General features: G+C 67.5%; 3 protein-coding genes and 1 pseudogene. 3 read left to right on the forward strand and 1 reads right to left on the reverse strand.

Translation table 11 applies throughout. The features are described 5' to 3' along the window. Nucleotides 1–2: 2 nt before the first annotated feature. On the reverse strand, nt 3–353 hold the full coding sequence (locus ACIPIA_RS11670) for a HesB/IscA family protein (RefSeq protein WP_400509656.1): 351 nt from the start codon (nt 351–353) through the stop codon (nt 3–5). Nucleotides 354–439: 86 nt separating this feature from the next. Between ACIPIA_RS11670 and ACIPIA_RS11675 the strand changes: the two genes are divergently transcribed. The 3 genes and pseudogenes from ACIPIA_RS11675 to ACIPIA_RS11685 all read left to right on the forward strand — a co-directional run. Further along, a complete protein-coding gene (locus ACIPIA_RS11675; protein WP_400509658.1) occupies nt 440–1,693 on the forward strand; it encodes a deoxyguanosinetriphosphate triphosphohydrolase in 1,254 nt (417 codons plus the stop codon). Between the two features lie 34 nt (nt 1,694–1,727). Further along, the gene (gene argS, locus ACIPIA_RS11680; RefSeq protein ID WP_400509660.1) at nt 1,728–3,494 is read left to right on the forward strand and encodes an arginine--tRNA ligase; all 1,767 of its coding nucleotides are present in this window, start codon (nt 1,728–1,730) and stop codon (nt 3,492–3,494) included. Between the two features lie 99 nt (nt 3,495–3,593). After that, nucleotides 3,594–3,977 (forward strand): annotated as a pseudogene (locus ACIPIA_RS11685) (hypothetical protein); the annotation flags it as partial.

Consider the following 3,977-nt stretch of genomic DNA (forward strand, 5'->3'; position numbering starts at 1 on the left):
GCCTAGACGGCGAAGGATGTCCCGCAGCCGCAGGAACTCGTCGCATTCGGGTTCGTAATGCGGAAGGATTGACCGATCAGGTCGTCGACGAAGTCGATCGTGCAGCCTTCGAGCAGATCGAGCGAGGTCTCGTCGATCAGCACGGTCGCACCATCGCGCTCGATGACAAGATCGTCCGGCGCCTTCTCCTGATCGACGTCGAAAATGTACTGGAAGCCCGAGCAGCCGCCGCCCGCGACGCTGACGCGGAGCATCGAGCCCGGCGGCTCGTGAGCCATCACCGAGATAATTCGCTTGGCGGCATTTGCGGTGACCGCGATGCCGCGCGGGTTGACCGCAAGATCGGTCGACATGGGCAGATGCTCCTTGCACCCTGGTTACCCGGAAAGGTAATGGCCCCGCAACGCCTCTACAAGCACGGGGCCGTGACGGGGCAGCCATGCCGCATCCACAGAACCCGCCTTTCGGCTTTTCCATCCCGCCGGGCGCCGAGCCCGGCGAGCGCTGGCGCGCGCCCTATGCCTGCCGCTCGAGCCTGAGCCGCGGGCGCCTCGTGGCCGAGCCGGCCTCCGCCACGCGCGGCGAGTTCCAGCGCGACCGCGACCGCATCATCCACTCGACCGCATTCCGGCGCCTGAAGCACAAGACGCAGGTCTTCGTCTCGCATGAGGGCGACCACTACCGGACGCGCCTGACGCATACGATCGAGGTGGCGCAGATCGCCCGCGCGCTGGCACGGGCTCTGGGCCTCGACGAGGACCTCGCCGAGGCTCTGGCGCTGGCGCATGATCTCGGCCACACGCCGTTCGGTCATACCGGAGAGGACGCACTGGAAGAGTGCATGGCCGGCTTCGGCGGTTTCGACCACAACGCCCAGACGCTCAGGATCGTGACGCGGCTGGAGCGGCGCTATGCCGATTTCGACGGCCTCAACCTGAGCTGGGAAACGCTCGAGGGGCTGGTCAAGCATAACGGCCCGCTGCTCGATGCCTCCGGGAGGCCGACCGCGCGCTACGCGAAGAGCGGTATCCCCGTCGCGATCGTCGAATATCAGCGGCGCCAGGATCTCTGGCTCGACAGTTACGCCTCCGCCGAAGCGCAGGCCGCGGCGCTGGCCGACGATATCGCATACAACGCCCACGACATCGACGACGGCCTGCGGGCCGGGCTGTTCGGCCATGCCGAGCTCAAGAGCGTGCCCTTCCTGGCGGAACTGCTCGACGAGATCGGGCAGCGGCATCCGGGGCTGGAGCGGCCGCGCCTGACCAACGAGCTGGTCCGGCGGGTGATCACCCGTTTCGTCGAGGACGTGATCGGCGAGTCGCAAGCGCGGCTGACGGCGCTTGCACCGGCCGATGCCGACGCGATCCGGCGCGCCGATGCGCCTGTGGTCGCCTTCTCGGCGCGCATCGATGCCGCCGATCGCGACATCAAGGGCTTTCTCTATCCCAACATGTACCGCCATCCGCGCATCGCACCGATCCGGGAGCAGGCAGCGCAGGTGGTGCGTGACCTGTTCGCCCGCTTCAGCCGCGATCCGGCTGCGATGCCGGCGGAATGGGCGGCGGACTGCGACAGCCTCGACGAACACCGTCGCACACGGCGGATCGCGGACTATATTGCCGGCATGACCGACTGGTACGCGCTCGACGAGCATCGTCGCCTGTTTGACGCCACTCCTTCGCTGCGATAGGGCCGGGCGGTTTTAACCCGCACCCGTGGCCGCAATGAACCTGTTCGAGATCTATTCCGCCCGTCTTCACGCAGCGCTTTCGGCCCTGGCCGAGCGAGGCGCGCTTCCCGCCGGGCTCAATCTCGCGCGCGTCGTGGTCGAGCCGACCAAGGATCCGGCCCATGGCGACCTCGCGACGAACGCCGCGATGGTGCTTGCCAAGGACGCCGGCAGCAATCCGCGTGCGCTGGCGGCGCTGCTGGTCGAGGAGCTTTCCAAGGATCCGGAGATCGCGAAGGCGGAGATCGCCGGCCCCGGCTTCATCAACCTGACGCTGCAGCCCGCGGTCTTCACGGCGGTGCTCAAGGCGGCGATCGAGGCCGGCCTGCAATACGGGCGCGGCACGCCGAAGCCTGCGCCGCGCATCAATGTCGAATATGTCTCGGCCAACCCGACCGGGCCGATGCATGTCGGACACGGCCGCGGAGCGGTCTTCGGCGATGCGCTGGCGAGACTGCTCGATTTCGCCGGGCACGATGTGACCCGCGAGTACTACATCAACGATGCGGGCGCGCAGGTCGACGTGCTCGCACGGTCCGCCTTCCTGCGCTATCGCGAGGCGCTGGGCGAGGATATCGGCGGGATTCCGGAAGGGCTCTATCCGGGCGACTACCTGAAGTCGGTCGGCGAGACCCTGGCGAAGGCGCATGGCGCGGCGCTCAGGGACAAGCCCGAGGCCGAATGGCTGCCGCTCGTCCGCAAGGCCGCGATCGACGGCATGATGGCGATGATCCGCGACGACCTCGCCGCGCTCGGCGTCGTGCACGAGGTCTTCTTCTCCGAGCGCTCGCTGCAGGCCATCGACGGCAACAAGGATGCGGTGCGCGAGACGATCGAGGATCTGCGCGCGCGCGATCTCGTCTATGAGGGCCGGCTGCCGCCGCCGAAGGGGCAGAAGGACGAGGACTGGGAGGACCGCGAGCAGACGCTGTTCCGGGCGACGCAGTTCGGCGACGATGTCGACCGGCCGCTGCTGAAGTCGGACGGGAGCTACACCTATTTCGCCAACGACATCGCCTATCATCGCTCCAAGTTCGTGCGCGGCTTCCCCGAGATGATCGACGTCTGGGGCGCCGATCATGGCGGCTACGTCAAGCGCATGCAGGCAGCGGTGAAGGCTGTGACGGGCGGGCAGGGTTCGCTCGACGTCAAGCTGTGCCAGCTCGTGCGTCTGCTGCGCAACGGCGAGCAGGTCAGGATGTCGAAGCGCTCCGGCGATTTCGTCACGCTGCGCGAGGTCATCGACGAGGTCGGGCGCGACGCCGTGCGCTTCATGATGATCTTCCGCAAGAACGACGCGACGCTGGATTTCGATCTCGCCAAGGTGGTCGAGCAGTCGAAGGACAACCCGGTCTTCTATGTCCAGTATGCCCATGCCCGCTGCGCCTCGATCTTCCGGCAGGCGCGGGAGGCCTTCCCGGATCTGGATCTCTCGCAGGAGGCGCTGGCGCTGGTGGATCTCTCGATCCTGACCGACGAGGCCGAGGTCGGCATCGTCAAGATGATCGCGGCCTATCCGCGAATCATCGAAGGTGCGGCCGCGGCTCACGAGCCGCATCGCGTGGCATTCTTCGTCCACGAGCTGGCCAGCGCCTTCCACTCGCTCTGGAACAAGGGCAAAGACTCGCCGCAATTACGGTTCGTTAATCAAACTGATCGAAAGTCGACCTTGGCGAGATTGGCGTTCGTGCACGCGGTGCGCAGCGTCCTTGCTTCCGGTCTGGCTGTCGCCGGAGTTGCGGCGCCGGAAGAGATGCGCTGACGGACGCTTTCCGGCGGCGCGCACAAGGTCAGGTTGACCGCACGGGATATCGCCGTTTCCATGATGGAAAAGGCGGCTTGTGCTGGAATGGATCGTACCATGAGTGAGCCCGCTAGGAATCGTTTCGCGCTCGATCTCGAAGATCTCGAGCGCCAGCTGCGTGGCGCCGGCCAGGCCCCGCGCCAGGGCCAGTCGCCCGACCCGCTGGCGGAACTGACCCGTATCGTCGGGCAGGACGACCCGCTGAAGGACGTCTTTGCCGAGCGTCGGCCGGCGCAGCAGCGCCCGGTGATGCGTCAGGAGCCGAGTTTCGAGGTGGTGCCGCCGGCCCCGGCGCCGGCCACGCCCGAGCCGCCGGCGCCGCCGGCAGAGCTGCGCGGGGCACTCGACGAGTTCGAGGCGCTGCTGCGCCGCTCCGAGCCGCGTGCCCCGGCGCCGATGCAGGCCCCGCAGGCTCCGGCCCCGCAGGCCTATGCCGCGCCT

Source organism: Allobosea sp. CER48 (assembly GCF_044752385.1).
Classification (GTDB): Bacteria; Pseudomonadota; Alphaproteobacteria; order Rhizobiales; family Beijerinckiaceae; genus Allobosea.